Source organism: Alloscardovia criceti DSM 17774 (assembly GCF_000376885.1).
In the GTDB taxonomy this organism is placed as follows: Bacteria; Actinomycetota; Actinomycetes; order Actinomycetales; family Bifidobacteriaceae; genus Alloscardovia; species Alloscardovia criceti.
In genome coordinates, this window is the sequence record NZ_AQXR01000010.1 from 205,576 (window position 1) to 221,813 (window position 16,238).

The window sequence follows — 16,238 nt, forward strand, 5'->3', positions numbered from 1 at the left end:
GTTTCTTGTAACGTGCTGGTTGTTCAGTATACTAAGCTCTAACTACATCTGCGCGCTTGGGAGGTTTTTATGCTTATTGCGGTGGATATCGGAAATACAAATATTGTGCTGGGTTTTATGCAGGATGCGCAGATTACGCATATGTACCGTCTGACCACGTCGAATGTGCGTACCAGCGATGAGTACGGCATTCATTTACTGCAATTTCTGTCACTCAGCGGGTACACGGTCGAAGATGTGGAGGATGTGATCGTCTGCTCCGTAGTGCCGAGTGTGATGCATTCGTTTAAGTCCTCGATTGAAAAATTCCTCAATAAAAGCCCTCTGGTCGTCGGCCCGGGCATGAAAACGGGTGTGGCCGTGCGCATCGACGACCCTAAATCTTTGGGTGCAGACTGCCTAGTCGATTGCGTGGCTGCCTATCATTTGTACTCTTCGCCGTGTCTTGTCATCGATATGGGCACAGCCACCACTTATAATTACGTAGATGCCAAGGGTGGCATTACCATGGGCGTAGTGCAGACCGGTTTACAGACCTCAGCAAAGGCCCTGGCGGGAAATACGGCGCAACTGCCAGAGGTGGAGATTGAGCGACCTACCACTGTCATGGCAAAAAATACGATTACCGCTATTCAAACGGGTTTGTATTACGGCTTCTTAGGTGGCATTGAGCGCTTTGTGGAGCAGTTTAGAAAAGAACTGGGCACAGATTTCAAGGTTATCGCCACCGGTGGTTTGGGACACGTCATCGAAAACGACACGGACTGCATCGATGTCTACGATCCGCATTTGATTTTTAAGGGATTGCAGATCATTTACGATAAAAACAAGGCATAATCTCTTGCGCTGTCTGTGGCGTGCTTCAAGGGCGTAGGCAAACTGAGCTTACGCCCTTTTTCATTCACGGTGAGGCTTAATTCACCGTCAAGGGATACCGTGACTCAAATGTCATAGGCTGTTTCGTATACGGATCCCTGAATTCCAGCCTTCTCGCCACTAATTGCAAAGGCGCGGAAAAATCGTCGAAATTGCGCTTGCGCATGGTGGGATAAAAATCATCGCCTTTAATGGGCAATCCTAAAGAATTCATATGCACGCGCAGCTGATGCGTTTTGCCGGTGCGCGGATGCAAGGTGTAGGCTCGGTAGCCTGCGCGCACAAATGCTGGGTCCTGTGTGGCAGATAACTCGATAATCGTTTCCGCATTGACGAGACCCGGCTCCTCAAAGGCTTGCAAAATATGATGCACTTTCACAATGCGTGAGCGTCTTTCCACAGGAAATGGCACACTGGAGCCAAACCTCGAGAGTGAACGCGTCGTACCGCGCTTCGGTGTGCGGATGGGTTTCATAGGTGCGAGACATTCATACACTTTTGTGGCCTGCTTGTTTTGAAAGAGCAGCTGGTATCTACCTCGTGCAGACTTATCGCGTACGAAGACGACGATGCCGGCCGTGAGGCGGTCGAGTCTATGCGCAGGCACGATATCTTCTTCGCCGTAACTTTCCCGCAAGCGCATTAGCGCCGTGGAGCGATACCACATGCCCCGCGGCATGGTCGGCAGAAAATGTGGCTTGTCCACGACGATAATGTGTTCATCTTCGTAGATGACCGGGAGCTCAAACGGGATGTCCGGTTCGTCGGTGACATACGCATGCGGACGTTGGATACGATGATTGCGATGGCGTCGTCTAGACAATCAAACCTCTTCACAAGTAGCTATGTTCTGGATATCTGCGAATTCTTAGATTATCACTACTGCTGGGTATAAAAATTCAGCTCGGCCATGGCTTGTGGAATTTTCTGCACCATATCCAGCAAGCGGACATGATGAGGAAGCTCAGAGGCAGCCGGCGTGTTTACATCTGGTACCGGAACTTGCCTACCTTCCCCCAGTAAAGCTTTCCAGAATGCGTCCGTATCCCGAGCAGCCAAGCCTGCGCTTAGCGAGTGGACACAAACTGCACCCGCTGCGACGTGTACCGGAGACGCCATCCCATCACATAGAGCATGATGATTCAGAGCAAAAAGAGCGCCCATAATCCCTGCTAAGCAGTCCCCGGTGCCTGCGGTGGCCAGCCAATGCGTGGCTGGTGGGCATTCGACAAGTTCACCGGAATACGAGGCAATCAGCGTGCGTGCGCCTTTGAGCACCACCGTGCAGTGCAGTTTTTCAGCGAGATAGAGTGCCACCTCTGCCCGATGAACCTCGATATACGTCCGGTCTACGGTGAGCCCCAGCACTGTGCACAAGCGTCCCGCCTCACCCGTATGCGGGGTGAGAATGCAACGCTGTCTCGTGGTATCGTCGATAGTCAGCGTGGCAAAACTTTCTAATGCGCCCGCATCCACCACCATATACGGCTGTGACGTGTGTAGTGCCACATGTGTATCTGTGCGCGTTCCAGCACGTGTGAGCACCGTACGAATCTCCTGACTGCGCGGGTCATCATCGCTATAAATGCCCGCAAAACCCGAGCCCAACACCCACGCGTCTACACCGTCGTCTGCCGATGCGGAAAAAACAACTTCCGGAAACAGTCCGAGCAGTGTACGCACGCTGGCTTCGGGTCCGTTGTAGCGGACGTAACCCACACCCGCTGAGGATGCTGCGGATACGGATAAAATGCCTGCTCCTGGGTACTGCTCAGAGCCCGTAATGAGACCCACAACTCCGCGTGTATATTTGGAATCCTCCGCCCCCGGTTGCGGAAAAACTCCGCTTATCTGCCGGGCGGTTAAAGGTGCAGCTGTGGTCATGGCTATCCATCGATTCTACAGGTATGTATGCTTACATACACAAGGCATGAAATATATAACTCATCATAGTCGTTTGCACACGCAAAAGGCAGGCATACACAAGGCAGTCCTGCCGCAGAAGGAAGGGGCTCCCTCTCCTGCGGCAGGACTGCCTGTAGAAATGGATGGAAAAACGCGTTACTCTACGGTTACCGATTTTGCCAGATTGCGTGGCTTATCCACGTCCAAGCCCTTGAGCTTAGCCATATCCATAGCAAAGAGCTGCATCGGAATGACATCCACCAAAGGACTCATGAGGGTTGGGCATTCTGGCCTCCAGAAGACCACGTCCGCATAATCGCGCACGTCCTCATCACCCTCTTCTGCCACAGCGATGGTATACGCCCCGCGAGCGCGCACCTCTTCGATGGCAGAAATCACCTTGGCGTGCAGCACATTGCGCCCACGCGCAGGGGGCACAATGACCACGACCGGTTCGCCGGAATCCACCAACGCAATCGGACCATGCTTAAGCTCGCCGGCTGCAAAGCCTTCAGTAAAGGTGTATGCAATTTCCTTGAGCTTTAATGCGCCTTCCATAGCCACTGGGTAGCCTACGTGGCGGCCCAGGAAGAGGAAGGATTGAGCGTTTATCATCTCCTGCGCTGCTTTTTCAATCGTCTCGCTCTGGGTATCGATGACCTGCTGAATCTTCTCTGGCATAGCACGCAAATCATCCACGATGCCACGAATTTCATCGCGGTACATGGTGCCCTTCACCTGAGCTAGGTACAGGCCAATTAGATACGCTGCTGTAATTTGAGCCACGAATGCCTTAGTGGATGCCACCGCGATTTCCGGACCGGCATGTGTGTACAGCACGGCATCGGATTCGCGTGGAATGGTCGAGCCCTGAGTATTGCAAATAGCCAGCACGCGTGAACCTTGCTCACGGGCATGACGCAAGGCCATCAAAGTATCCATGGTTTCGCCAGACTGTGAAATAGCTACCACCAAGGTGCGCGAGGTGAGAATCGGGTCACGATAACGGAATTCGTGAGCCAGCTCCACCTCTACCGGAATGCGCACCCAGTGCTCGATGGCATACTTAGCCACCATGCCTGCATACGCCGCCGTACCACAAGCAATGACGATAATCTTGTCGATAGATTTGAAGACATCCTCTTCAATGCGCACTTCATCGAGGTTCAAATCACCCTCGAGATTAAAACGTCCCAACAAGGTATCTGCTACCGCATGTGGCTGCTCGTGGATTTCCTTATTCATAAAGGAATCCCAGCCGCCCTTTTCCGAAGCAGAGGCATCCCAGTCTACGGTAAAAGGACGCAACTCTACAGCATTGCCATAGAAATCGGTCACCGTCACAGAATCCGGTGTAATTTCCACAGCCTCATCTTGGCCGAGTTCCAAGGCCTTGCGTGTGTATGCTACGAAGGCCGCCACGTCGGAGCCGAGGAAGTTTTCGCCCTCGCCCAAGCCGACCACCAGTGGCGAGTCGTGACGCGCCCCTACCACCACATGTGGCTGACGGCAGTCTGTGGCAAGAATAGTGAAGGTACCCTCCAGACGACGTGCCAAGCGACGCAAAGCCTCGAAAATATTCGGCGTCCCCGTTGTTTGAATAACATCTTCGGCAATTTTGCCCAAAAGTTTGGCCGCCACTTCGGTATCTGTAGCAGACTCAAAAGTGTAGCCCTCGGCCAGCAATTCCTGCTTAATCTGAGGAGCGTTTTCGATAATGCCATTGTGAATAATGGCAATTTTCTCATCCTTGCTCAGATGAGGATGAGAATTGGCATCGCTTGGAGCACCGTTGGTCGCCCAACGCGTATGTCCAATGCCTGCTGTGGCATCAGGCAGCGGATGCTCGGCAATGTCGTTGACGAGATTTTCTAAACGGCCTTCTTTTTTCCGAAAAGCCACTGTATCCATACCCGGCGCGCTGAGTGCCACACCCGCCGAATCATAACCGCGATATTCCAAGCGGTTCAAGCCTTGTAAGCAAACTTCTAATGGTTTTCCACATGCACCATTTCGGCATGTATATCCTACAATTCCACACATAAAGGTTAATTGTATAAGATTAACCGTGCATTTGTCTCCTAGAGAAGTTCTTGTGTGCTATCTATTTACAATGCTCTTACGCATGAAAAATGCTGGCGGTTTCGATTAAAACCACCAGCATAGATGCGATAAATACCCGTTGCCTTACAAAACCGCAGTCAGGAAGTCTCTAAACCTATCCGTTTGAGGATGATCGATGATGTCTGAGGTACCCGATTCTACGACGACGCCGCCATCCATAAACACGATTTGATCGGCCACTTCCTTCGCAAAGCCAATTTCGTGAGTCACGATAACCATGGTCATGCCTTCGTCTGCAAGCTTGCGCATGACGGACAGCACCTCGCCCACCAGCTCCGGATCCAGCGCGGAGGTAGGCTCATCGAAAAGCATAATATCCGGATGCATGGCAATCGCTCGAGCAATGGCCACGCGCTGCTGCTGACCGCCGGAGAGCTGGGATGGGTAGTAATCCACACGCTCGGACATGCCCACCATGTCGAGGAAGGCACGCGCTTCCCTCTCTGCCTGTGCACGTTTCATACCCGCCACATGCACCGGTGCTTCCATCACATTTTCGAGCACGGTCATATGAGGGAAAAGATTAAATTTCTGGAAAACCATGCCAATATGCGAACGCTGACGTGCGATTTCTTTATCAGACAAGGTTTGCAGCATTTTTTGTCCACCGCGTTCGACGTACTTGTAGCCAATCATTTCGCCATCGACGTCGATTTCGCCGCCGGTAATGCTTTCCAGCTGGTTGATCATGCGCAGCAGGGTCGATTTACCGGAACCCGAAGGACCTAAAATCACCGTAACCGTGCCGTTTTCTACCTCGAGATTCACACCCTTGAGCACGTGGAGATCGCCGTATTCCTTGTGCACATCTTTGACCACGATTTGTGGTGTGTGCGAGTTGTTCTGTGCAGGTGTATTAGGCATTGAGACCTCCCCAGAAGGCTTCGTTTTGCTTTTTCACATCGTACTGAGTTTCGCCAGTCGTTTTACCGCTCTTGCCCGGAGAATGTGCTCCGACCACCGGCTGCTCGTCAAATCCCTTACCGAAGTATTTCTCCAAGTAAGACTGACCTACCATCAGCACTGACGTGATGACCAGATACCAGATAGCTGCCACAATGAGCAACGGAATAGGTTCGTATATGCGATTGGCAATGTTATTGGACATATATTGCAATTCAAACGTAAAAGGCACCGCAAGCACCAGCGAGGTGGTTTTGAGCAAACCGATGGCCTCGTTGCCCGTTGGAGGCACAATAATGCGCATGGCCTGAGGCAAAATAATGCGACGCATAATCATGCTGTGCTTCATACCCAACGCCTTAGCAGCCTCTTCCTGACCACGATCGACTGCTTCCAAACCAGCGCGCACGATTTCTGCCAAATACGCAGCTTCATTCAGCGCCAAACCCAAAATGGCCGCCTTGCCGGCTGTGATGACATCCTGCGTATCCCAAGACCACACGCCCAGAGAAATCTTAGGAATGAGCACGGAAATCAAGCCCCAGAAGGTCAGCTGCGTGTACACAGGCGTGCCACGGAAGAACCAGATGAAGAACCAACTAACCCAACGCAATACTACATTGGTGCTTTTGCGCATCACGGCCAAGCCCACAGCCAGCACGATGGCGATAGCCATGGATACCACGGTGAGTATCAAGGTCCAGCGCACGCCCGTTAAAATATGCTCATTAAACAGGTATTTCCACACGGTGGGCCATGCAAAATTCTCATTGGTTACCACGCCACGGATAATCCATATGGCTAGTAGTAAAACGATAATGCCCGCAATAATCGGCCCCGGTTTACGCACGGGCAGTGCTTTAATGCGATTCGGTATGTCCTGTGCCATGTCTGTTTCCACCCCTACTGTCTCGTTCTCTTATCTCAGTTTCTCAGCTCTCAACGTCTTCTCACAGCTATGTAACGCATCATCCATCCACTTTCGGATTGATAACGGCTTCCTTTATAGCGCCGTCTTCCACGCCCCATGCCTTCAGAATGCGCATATACACACCCGAATCAATGAGCTTTTGCACAGCACCCTGCACAGCCTTGGCCGTAGCTTCATCTTTTTTGTTGATGACAATGCCTTGAGGTGCCACGTCGTACGGTTCGCCTAACAGTTCCAACTTATCCTTGGTCTGCTTCACCGCATACGCGGAAACAGGCGTATCCGAATACATCACATCCGAACGTCCCGTAATCAGCGCCGTCGTCGCTTGGGTTTGCTGATCGTAGACTTGCAAATCGATGGCCGCTTTGCCCTCTTTTACGCACTGCGCAGATGAATCTTCTAATGCGGTTTCTTCAGCCGTACCCACCTGCACGGAGGCACGCACACCGCACAAATTATCCGGATCGATATTTTTCGGATTGCCCTTGCGCACCGCATAGCTCATACCCGCGGCATAATGCTGAACGAAGGTTACCGTTTTCTCGCGCTCGGCAGTAATGGTGAAGCCGGAAATACCCACGTCAAATTTGCTCCCCACCGAAGGGATAATGGTGCTAAAGCTGGAATTAATCACCTTTACTTCCAGCCCCAGCACCTTGCCCACGGCTTTAATAATGTCAATGTCAAAGCCGATAACCGTTTCATTATCCTCACCTGTAAATTCGGCAGGCGCCCAGCTGGCATTGCTGCCCACCGTCAGCACGCCATCATGTGCCACTTCTTCGGATACCATGGCGGCAAGTTGGTCGTCCTTGCTCACGTCGCTGAGATCAATATTGGCCTGAGCGTCGTCCAAACCATCGCTGGTGCCACAGGCCGCTAAACCGGCCAACAGTGCAAGGCTCGCAAAAGCGGCGATGAGCCCTTTACATGCGCGCATGCCGTGTGTCCATCGCGTTATTTGTGGCATTTTCTCTTCCTCTTCTGCGTCAATTCCTTATTCTCCGCCGTTTCTTCGGCATTCTTCGTCGTATATGCTCGTACGTTCAGCGTGTGAACGACAAGCTAGCCCAAATTATGCAAACGCATTGCGCGCATTGCTTCACGCTTATCCTGAGCCTCTTTCAAAGCCTGACGCTTATCGTACTCACGCTTACCCTTGGCCAATGCGATTTCGACCTTTGCACGGCCATCTTTGAAATACAAGCTCAATGGCACAATCGTATAACCTTTTGCTTGTAAGGCTCGAGCATATTTCTCAATCTGAACCGCGTGCAGCAGTAGCTTGCGCTTCCTTTTCGGCGCATGATTCGTCCAGGTGCCATTGAGATACTCCGGTATGTGTGCTCCCTCGAGCCACATTTCGTTATGCTTATCAATGGAAATATAGGATTCCGTCAAGCTCGCACGTCCCTGGCGCAGGCTTTTCACCTCGGTGCCGGTGAGTACGAGGCCCGCTTCTAACGTGTCTTCGATGGTGTAATCGTGGCGAGCACGACGATTTTGTGCAATAACGCCATTGCTGGGGTCTTTTGTCTTTGCCGCCATAATTGTCCTTTCTTGCGTTTCTTCAGTCTACACTCAAAAACGCGCCACCATGGAGGTGACGCGTTGAGAATACTAAAGAATTAAAGAATCTTAGTCTTTATATGTTTCTGTAATCTTTAATAATGTACGTACTGGTAGGCGTTCACATTTCCAATCGTGCGCCATCCTGCCTGTCCGTTGTAACCCGATCCGGACTCAGAAATCAGGATAGTTCCGTTGGAATTCACTCGCTCCACAACGGCGACGTGACCATAAGTGCGGTCCGCACCTGCCTGACCTGGCTGGAAGACAACGACTGCGCCCACGTGTGGAGTGTTGTTGACCACGTAGCCGAGGCGACGTGCGGAGTTTGCCCAGTCCATACCGTTACCCATATAGGAGCCGACTGGAAGGCCTAAAGCCGTACGACGGTTGTATGCATACCACGTGCACTGGCTCCATGGATATGCACCACCCAAAACGCCGGTGCGCCCGGTGGAGTGACCGTAGCAAGTGGTGTCCGTAGAACCACAGTTGCCCGGCACGGAGTAGTCACCCGAGTACTGAGCAGAGTAGCTCGTATCTGCGGCCTGACTGGAGGAAGAACCGGTGTACTGGGAGGTAGCAGAATTACGACGCTGTGCAGCGGCCTGAGCGGCTGCCTGTGCGGCAAGCTGGCGGTTGTACTCTTCCACCTGAGCCTGAGCCTGCACGATGGCTGCAGCTTCTTGTGCTTCTGCGGTCTGCAAGTCGGCCTGCTGAGCCGTCAAGTCCTTGGACTTTTGATCGGCCTGCGCACGCAACTCGCCCAAAGAAGCGACCTTTGCGTCGGCATCTGCAGAGGCTTGCTGTGCTGCTGCGGATTCATTATCTGCCTGAGTTTTTAAGTCTGAAATGCGCTGCTCGATAGCAACCAAGCGATCCGCACGGTTCTTGCCGGTGCTCAGTTCTGTAGCAGAATCGGAGGCTGTTTTGGCCTCAACACGGCTAACGGCTGCATCGGACTGCATGGATTGGATGAAATCATCGGTGCTCTTAGAACCCGTGACAACGCTCATCGTCTTGGATGCATTGGAGCCGTGGAAGCTGCTACGTGCCATGGCTGCGACCTTATCCTTGGCATCATCATTGCTAGACTGAGCGTTTTCCAATTGCTGCTCCAGCGTGGTCTTATCGCTTTGTGCAGCGGTCAAACGGTCTGCGGCTTCCTGCGCGCGTTGAGCTGCGGCAGAGGCGGCATCCTGAGCTTCGGAAGCGGCGGTTTCTGCGGCAGGAATTTGATTGTTGACCAAATCATCCAGATCGGTAATCAATTGCGCGAGTTCTTGGTTCACTCCGGCCAGCTGAGCCTTGAGCTGAGCCTGCTGCTGCTGATGCTGAGCCAATGTCTGATATGGGGTGACAGCATAAGCATCCGTTGCTGGCGAAATGTACCACGAAACGATGCTTCCCGAGATGAGTGAAAGGGCGACGGTTCCTGCTGCAATCGCCATTTTCAGCGATTTACGCAGGCTTTTCGTTGTTGCTTTCATATTAAATCCTTCATCCTACGGTTCTTAAACCGCATTTCTACACTATTTCTACACTAATACATGTTGTACAGAGGGTCAAGAAATTAAGCGTGCAAGTACTTCCTCAAGGACACAGAGGATGCAATGACCGACAAGAGAATGGCACCCACAATAATGCCGGGTGCAAGCCACAATACGCTTGTCATATCAATGAACGACATCCATGTCACAGACTTGGCCAACCAATCCGTGACAAACACCTTAATAATGCCCATCAGCGTGCCGATCGCTATGAGCGAACCAATCAGTGAGGCCATCACACCTTCCAAGATAAACGGCAGACGAATTGCCCAGTTGGAAGCACCCACATAGCGCATGATTTCCGTTTCTTTGCGACGGCTGGCAGCGCTCATGCGTATGGTCGTACCGGTCAGCAGCACAGCGACCACCACCATAACAATCGCCAAGGCGCTAAAGACAACCGTACCGCGGTTGAGCACCGCAAAGACGGGTTCAAAAATTTCTCGCTGATCTTCGACCTGCTCTACACCCTTCGTGCCGCTCAAGGCCTCAGACACGAGCTGATACTTATTGGCATCCTGTAGTTTCAAGCGCAACGATGCCTGCATATCTGCGGCTGTGAGGGTACGGCCGTTGTAAACGCCACCTGGGTACTGCTTGACGAAGGTGTTATTGAAGAAGTCTTCCTTGCTCACGTACGTAATGCTGGAAACAACACCCGAAAGTTCATTTTGGATCTTGGCTTCGATGTCGGACACCTCACCATCCGTAGGCGATACGCCGGAGGCGCAGTTTGCGGACGTGCTCGTGCCATCTGGGCAGAGCCACACGACTACCTCGACTTGGTCATACCAGTCGCCCTTGGCTTTTTGCACCTGCGTTTGCAGCAGCGCTGCGGCGCCGATGAACACGAAGGAAATAAAGGTGACGAGCATGACGGAAATAATCATGGCGCCGTTGCGCTTAAAATTCGTCCAAGCTTGGGAAAGGATAAAACGCAAACGCATTCTTACTCACCATCCTTTACGGAAGTCTTCTTCTCATTGGCTGCAGTTTCCTCGGCAGGCGTTCCGATTTCACCGTTGTCTTGAACGGCTGGCTTCTGGCTATCAGACACCAAGAAGGCTGGTGGCGCTGGAGGAGCAGGAGGAGCTACTTCGGAAGTGCCTTCTGCGGATTGTTCAGCGGTATCTGTCGGTGTGTGTGGTTCGCCGTCTTCTGCGCTCACAGGAGGGACCAGACCCGTACCCCATGTCAAGGTTTCCTCCGCAGGTGCGAATGCTTCGCCATAGCGCCCGGTGCGGCCCGAATGCACATTGCGTGCTAGACGTGCCACGCTTTCAGAGAGTTCGTCTTGGCTTGTGAGGGCGCTATCCTCCTGTGGTGGGCGGAATTTGTCCAGGTCCACCGTGTGCTCCACCATGCCTTCAGCCACATCGGCACCCTGCACTACGCTCGTCACCTCGTGCACGGATTTCACGGCCTGCTCGAGACGGGATTTATTCGCCACATCCTCATCTGGGAAGTACAACGCGGAATCGTATTTACCATTTTCTTCATCGCGCACAATGCGTCCGTTATGCAGCTCAATCACGCGCTTGCGCATGGAATTCACAATTTCCTCGTTATGCGTAGCCATCACAATCGTCGTGCCTGTGCGATTAATAGCCTCCAGCACCTCCATAATGCCCACAGAGGTCGTAGGATCCAAGTTTCCTGTAGGCTCGTCGGCCAAAATAATGGCAGGATGGTTTGCATATGCGCGCGCAATGGCCACACGCTGCGCCTCACCACCGGACAGCTCGTGCGGCATGCGGTCCTCTTTACCGGTCAATCCCACGGCTTCCAGCACTTGTGGCACGATGGACTTAATGGTGGAGCGCCTAGTACCAATGACTTCCAATGCAAAGGCTACATTCTCCCACACAGTCATGTTTTCTAGCAGTTTATAATCCTGAAAGACAAAGCCAATGCCGCGGCGATAATGCGGCACGCGACGATGCGAAATACGGCGCAAATCATTGCCCGCTACGCGAATTTCGCCTTCGCTAATTTCCTCTTCCCGAAGAAGCAGGCTCAGCAAGGTGGACTTACCCGCACCGCTGGCACCCACTAGGAATACAAAGTCGCCACGATCGATGTGGAGGTTAATATCCTCTAGGGCAGGCCGCGATGCGCGGTCATATACCTTGCTCACATTCACAAGATCTATCAGAGCCATATGTCCTTCTCCGTAATCTTTTCTTTCATTACAAGTCGTATGTATTTTTCCCAGAAATTCCTCAGCAGACTCACAGCCCGCTAAAGCCCAGGAAATCGCATGCTTTCCAAGATTCAAGCTTAGTATGTCAAGCTTAACGAAAGCCTTCGAATGTTTCAGCGGATGAACATGCGCATAGCGTGCACAAGCCCGAAATTAGCGGTTTTTGAGGCACATTTCCGGTTCTTTTTAATTTTTCGAATTTTCCGTGAGATATGTCACACGTAGCACGTGCAAGGCGAGACCGCACCTAGCTGTTCATCACCTCAGTTCTCCTATCCTTCACTGTTCATCGCCTCGCGACGCTGCTGATGACGCCAGCGAATGCCCGCATCAATAAAAGCATCTAAATCGCCATCAAATACGCCTTGTGTATCCGAGGTCTCATAACCCGTGCGCAAATCCTTCACCATCTGATACGGGTGCAGCACATACGAACGCATTTGATCGCCCCAGCTGGCCTTAATATCACCCGCGAGTTCCTTACGCGTTTTCGCTTCTTCCTCATGCTTCATCACCAACAGGCGCGATTGCAAAATGCTCATCGCTGCGGCACGGTTTTGAATCTGGCTGCGCTCATCCTGCATGGTAATCACGATGCCCGTAGGAATATGCGTTAAACGCACAGCCGAGTATGTGGTGTTGACACCCTGTCCGCCCGGACCGGAGGACATATAGGTATCGATGCGAATATCACTGTCCGGGATGTCGATGTGGTCCGTAGGCTCCACCAAAGGAATGACCTCCACCGCGGCAAAGCTCGTCTGTCTGCGTGACTGATTATCAAAAGGCGAAATGCGCACGAGGCGATGCGTGCCACCCTCTACAGAGAGCTTGCCGTAAGCATACTCGCCTTCGACCTGGAAGGTAGCGGATTTAATACCCGCTTCTTCGGCGTACGAGGTGTCGAGCACCTTCGCCTTGAAGCCCGCCCGCTCGGCATAGCGCAAATACATGCGCAAAAGCATTTGTGCCCAGTCGGCAGCATCGACGCCACCGGCACCGGAACGAATCGTCACCACCGCTGTGCGATCGTCGTACTCACCATCGAGCAGGGTTTGAATTTCCATGGTTTCGATGGTTTTGCGCGTCTGCGTCAGCTCGCTTTTCGCCTCTGTCATAGAGTCTTCGTCGTTTTCTTCAGATCCGAGCTCATACAAGGTTTCAATATCTTCGAGATGCTGGGAAATCTCCTCGAATTTACGCAATTGTGCTTGACTGGCAGACAGCTGAGACGTGATTTTTTGTGCGTTTTCTGGGTCATCCCACAAGGTAGGTTCGCTTGCTTGCCTTTCTAAGTCTGCAATGCGAGTGCGCAAACGGTTCAGGTCTACAGCTTCGGCAATAGTGTCATATTTTGCCTGTGCTTCGCTTAAATCTTGTGAAAAGTCATAATCAGCCACGTTTACACACCTTACGCTGATATCTGTATGAATGGGCGTAAATAGGACAGGACTTAACAACCTACGCACATTTACGTTAAACTTGGGGCTGTATATGTCGGTTTGCAAAGGCTTATGCTGTGTGTTCGCCGATATTTTCGTGAGTACATGCAATGCACTCGACAGCATTGCAGAATTGAGGAATGATGACTTCACAACGCGCTGCTTGGGGATGGGGATTAGCTTCCATCGATGAGGCTGGAACGATTTTGGATGTGTGGTATCCCACGCTTCAGGTGGGATCTTTAGATGAGGTACCTTCCGAAGCTCGCCGTGAAAACCATAATTTTGGTGCGCTCGTACACGAGGATGCGGATGCACGTGGCGTGCGCCGCACAGCTGTGTTCACCATTTCCAAGCTGGATGAGGCTATTGAAAATTCTGCGGATGCGTATCTGCGCTTGCATTTGCTATCTCAGCGTTTGGCTCTGCCTAATTCCTTGAATCTGGAAGGCATTTTTGGCGCTTTGGCTAATGTTGTATGGACGAATTATGGTCCTTTTGCTGTAGAAAACTTTGGTCTGCGCAAGATGGATGTACTAGCGGATGCTCGCAGCACCGGACACATGGCGGCTGATGTCAATGTGCTGTCCATCGATAAGTTCCCACGCATGGTGGATTATGTAGTACCTCAAGGCGTGCGCATCGGCAATGCAGACCGTATCCGCTTGGGTGCGCACTTGGCGGAGGGCACCACTGTCATGCACGAGGGCTTCGTGAATTTCAATGCGGGCACATTGGGTGTGTCCATGGTCGAAGGCCGTATTTCTCAAGGTGTGGTCGTGGGTGATGGTTCCGATATCGGTGGTGGAGCTTCCATTATGGGCACTTTGAGCGGCGGCGGCAAGCACCGCGTATCCATTGGCAAGCATTCTTTGCTGGGTGCCAACGCGGGCATTGGCATTTCTTTGGGCGATAATTGCGTGGTGGAGGCGGGACTTTATGTTACTGCTGGCACGAAAATCAGCCTGTATGACAAGGAACGCGTAGCATCCGGACAGGCCCTGGATGTGGTGAAGGGTGCGGATTTGAGCGGCAAGGATAATATCTTGTTTATCCGCAATTCTGTCAGTGGCGCAATTGAAGCCCGTTCACGCACGGCTGGCAAGCTGGGTATCGAGCTCAACGCAGACTTACATAAGAATTAATTAAGGTTTCGCTATCACAAGCGGCGGCTGCTTGCCTACGAAACAGCCGCCGCTTGTAATATATCCAGTCTATAACTACTCACCATCGCGAGCAGTGAGAATAATTGGCTCACCATCGGTAATAGCAATGGTGTGCTCCGTATGCGCACCTCGAGAACCATCCGCAGAACGTAAGGTCCAGCCATCCTTCTCGTCCTGGATAATCTCGTCCGTGGTCGCAAGGAACCATGGCTCGATAGCAATGACCAAGCCTGGACGCAAACGATAACCGTGATGTGCGCGACCGTTATTTGGCACGTGAGGATCGCCATGCATAATGTGTCCTACACCGTGACCACCAAATTCCAGATTCACCTCATACCCGTAGCTAGCAGCCACATCACCAATAGCAGCAGAAATATCACCTAAGCGATTTCCTGCTCTCGCCTGGTCTATACCCGCAGCAAGAGCTTCTTCGGTGCTCTTAATCAGACGCAAATCTTCTTGGCGCGCATCGCCCACCACGAAGCTGATAGCGGAATCACCTACCCAACCATCCACGTTAATCGCTAAATCGAGGGATACAAGATCGCCATTTTTCAGGTTGTAATCATATGGCACACCATGCAAGACGGCATCGTTCACAGAGGTGCAAATATAATGTGCGAATGGACCTGTACCGAAATCTGGAGCATAATCCACATAGCAGGATGCGGCACCTGCGCGATTTTCGATGGCATGCTTAACAAAATTGTCAATTTCCAGAAGATTTGTGCCCACCTTGGTCATTTTTTTTAGGTCGGACAAAATCTGACCAACAAACTTGCCTGCTGGTCGCATTTGTTGTATTTCTTGTGGCGTCTTCAGTTCAATCATGCTTACAGGATACGCTCACGCCAGAACACCTAAATAAAGCTTTTCAAACCGATGAGCACCAACACAATGCCACCAGTGACTTCCGCTGGCTTCTGCCATTTTTCCCCTGCAGCCTTGCCTAATTTCAAACCGACAAAAACAAAAAATGCGGTAATCAGCGAAACCACAATCACGGTCAGCACATACGGCAAGCTATGTGACAATCCCAAGCTCGAGCCAACTGCCACGGCATCGATACTGCAGGCGAAAGCCAAGGGAACCAGTGTTTTCCAAGTCAGCGGCGGGATGGACAGCAAGGATTCTTCTTCACTTTCCTCACGCAGGGCCGCGCGAATCATGACACCACCCACAACTGCAAGTAGAGTGAAGGAAATCCACGGACCAATGCCGTTAATAACCATCGCCAAGGAATCGCCTAACACAAAGCCCAAGGAGAGCATGGCGGCATGAATCACCGTAAACCATACCACTGCTTTGGTGTAATCCTTCGCCTTCAAGGAGCCGTGCATGCGTGCACCGATAGACATAGAAACGGAAAGCGCATCAATGGCAAGCGTCGCTCCTAATACGATGACAGCAATCCATACTGCACCTAAACTTGCCATGTATTTCGCCTCCCCATCTGCGCTCTGCATATGTGTGTATGCACGCACTATCGTCAAAATTTCTTAGACCTTAATCTACCGCGCATTTGCGGGAAAAGCGGAGAAATCAGCTGTATCGTTATAGTTT

Annotated in this window: 15 protein-coding genes; 2 read left to right on the forward strand and 13 right to left on the reverse strand. The window is 51.9% G+C overall.

What is annotated here, in order from left to right:
• The first annotated feature begins 69 nt into the window (after positions 1-69).
• The gene (locus D570_RS0104270) at positions 70-837 is read left to right on the forward strand and encodes a type III pantothenate kinase (RefSeq protein WP_018143164.1); all 768 of its coding nucleotides are present in this window, start codon (positions 70-72) and stop codon (positions 835-837) included.
• 76 nt (positions 838-913) lie between these two features.
• Here the strand turns inward: D570_RS0104270 and D570_RS0104275 are convergent, their stop codons facing one another.
• From D570_RS0104275 to prfB, 11 genes are all read right to left on the reverse strand, one after another.
• Positions 914-1,669 carry a pseudouridine synthase gene (locus D570_RS0104275; RefSeq protein ID WP_026181867.1) on the reverse strand — a complete coding sequence of 252 codons (756 nt, stop codon included), beginning with the start codon at positions 1,667-1,669 and terminating at the stop codon, positions 914-916.
• 86 nt (positions 1,670-1,755) lie between these two features.
• Entirely contained in the window at positions 1,756-2,760 is a 1,005-nt protein-coding gene (locus D570_RS0104280; RefSeq protein ID WP_018143166.1) for an ADP-dependent NAD(P)H-hydrate dehydratase, read from the reverse strand.
• A gap of 177 nt (positions 2,761-2,937) precedes the next feature.
• Complete coding sequence (glmS, locus tag D570_RS0104285) at positions 2,938-4,824, reverse strand: glutamine--fructose-6-phosphate transaminase (isomerizing) (RefSeq protein ID WP_026181869.1); 1,887 nt, start codon at positions 4,822-4,824, stop codon at positions 2,938-2,940.
• Between the two features lie 144 nt (positions 4,825-4,968).
• Positions 4,969-5,769, reverse strand: a complete 801-nt coding sequence (locus D570_RS0104290) for an amino acid ABC transporter ATP-binding protein (protein ID WP_018143168.1) — start codon at positions 5,767-5,769, stop codon at positions 4,969-4,971.
• Positions 5,762-6,697, reverse strand: coding sequence for an amino acid ABC transporter permease (locus D570_RS0104295; protein ID WP_018143169.1), 936 nt, complete (start codon positions 6,695-6,697; stop codon positions 5,762-5,764). The genes D570_RS0104290 and D570_RS0104295 overlap by 8 nt, the downstream gene beginning before the upstream one ends.
• Positions 6,698-6,776: 79 nt before the next feature.
• The gene (locus D570_RS0104300) at positions 6,777-7,712 is read right to left on the reverse strand and encodes an ABC transporter substrate-binding protein (protein ID WP_018143170.1); all 936 of its coding nucleotides are present in this window, start codon (positions 7,710-7,712) and stop codon (positions 6,777-6,779) included.
• Positions 7,713-7,807: 95 nt separating this feature from the next.
• Complete coding sequence (smpB, locus tag D570_RS0104305; protein ID WP_018143171.1) at positions 7,808-8,290, reverse strand: SsrA-binding protein SmpB; 483 nt, start codon at positions 8,288-8,290, stop codon at positions 7,808-7,810.
• Between the two features lie 116 nt (positions 8,291-8,406).
• The gene (locus D570_RS0104310; RefSeq protein ID WP_018143172.1) at positions 8,407-9,801 is read right to left on the reverse strand and encodes a CHAP domain-containing protein; all 1,395 of its coding nucleotides are present in this window, start codon (positions 9,799-9,801) and stop codon (positions 8,407-8,409) included.
• Positions 9,802-9,884: 83 nt separating this feature from the next.
• Positions 9,885-10,808: a permease-like cell division protein FtsX gene (gene ftsX, locus D570_RS0104315; protein WP_018143173.1), complete on the reverse strand. Its 924-nt coding sequence runs from the start codon at positions 10,806-10,808 to the stop codon at positions 9,885-9,887.
• A gap of 2 nt (positions 10,809-10,810) precedes the next feature.
• Positions 10,811-12,022 carry a cell division ATP-binding protein FtsE gene (gene ftsE, locus D570_RS0104320; RefSeq protein ID WP_018143174.1) on the reverse strand — a complete coding sequence of 404 codons (1,212 nt, stop codon included), beginning with the start codon at positions 12,020-12,022 and terminating at the stop codon, positions 10,811-10,813.
• Between the two features lie 314 nt (positions 12,023-12,336).
• Positions 12,337-13,464, reverse strand: a complete 1,128-nt coding sequence (gene prfB / locus D570_RS0104325; protein ID WP_018143175.1) for a peptide chain release factor 2 — start codon at positions 13,462-13,464, stop codon at positions 12,337-12,339.
• A 185-nt stretch (positions 13,465-13,649) separates the two neighbouring features.
• Between prfB and dapD the strand changes: the two genes are divergently transcribed.
• Positions 13,650-14,651, forward strand: a complete 1,002-nt coding sequence (gene dapD / locus D570_RS0104330; RefSeq protein ID WP_018143176.1) for a 2,3,4,5-tetrahydropyridine-2,6-dicarboxylate N-succinyltransferase — start codon at positions 13,650-13,652, stop codon at positions 14,649-14,651.
• 75 nt (positions 14,652-14,726) lie between these two features.
• Here dapD and map read toward each other — a convergent pair whose 3' ends face one another.
• Together map and D570_RS0104340 are read right to left on the reverse strand one after the other, a co-directional pair.
• Positions 14,727-15,506 carry a type I methionyl aminopeptidase gene (gene map / locus D570_RS0104335; RefSeq protein WP_026181872.1) on the reverse strand — a complete coding sequence of 260 codons (780 nt, stop codon included), beginning with the start codon at positions 15,504-15,506 and terminating at the stop codon, positions 14,727-14,729.
• Between the two features lie 29 nt (positions 15,507-15,535).
• Entirely contained in the window at positions 15,536-16,111 is a 576-nt protein-coding gene (locus tag D570_RS0104340) for a manganese efflux pump MntP (protein WP_169331220.1), read from the reverse strand.
• Positions 16,112-16,238: the final 127 nt, after the last annotated feature.